At 52.2% G+C, this 611-nt stretch carries 1 protein-coding gene; it reads left to right on the top strand.

Annotated elements, in window-relative coordinates; genetic code table 11:
* Window positions 1-611: cadherin repeat domain-containing protein (locus tag Q8W26_RS17845; protein ID WP_305473886.1), on the top strand; the 611-nt coding region annotated here is incomplete at both ends.

Below are 611 nucleotides of genomic sequence, written 5' to 3'. Positions count from 1 at the left end.
GTGATTGCGGTTGAAAACGCGGATGGCACCACGCCAGGTGAAGGCGATACCGATAACCCAATCGGGCCGGTGACTGACAGTAACAACGCTGATAACACGATTTCAGAGAACGCGGTGATTGGCCAGCCAGTGGGCATTACCGCGCTAGCAACGGACCCGGATGGCGATAACGTCAGCTACGAGTTAGTCGGTGACAATAAAGACCTGTTCGCTATCAATGCGAATGGCGTTATTACCCTAGCCGGCAACCTTGATTTTGAGACGGCTGAATCACACACCGTGACAGTCAAAGCAACCTCTACGGATGGCACCACGTCACAAGCTGACTTTGTGATCAACGTTGAAAACGCGGATGGCACCACGCCAGGTGACGGTGATACGGATAACCCAATCGGACCGGTGACTGATACTAATGCGGCTGATAACACGATTTCAGAGAACGCCGCCATTGGTCAGCCAGTGGGCATTACGGCTCTTGCGACCGACCCAGATGGCGATAACGTCAGCTACGAATTAGTTGGTGACAATAAAGACTTATTTAGCATTGATGCGAATGGCGTGATCACCTTAGCGGGCGAACTGGACTTTGAAGTCGCTGAATCGCACACCAT

The sequence above is a fragment of the Psychrobium sp. 1_MG-2023 genome (assembly GCF_030689115.1).
GTDB lineage: Bacteria > Pseudomonadota > Gammaproteobacteria > Enterobacterales > Psychrobiaceae > Psychrobium.
Note: the sequence above shows the minus strand (reverse complement) of the source record. Positions and strands in the feature narration are given on the sequence as shown.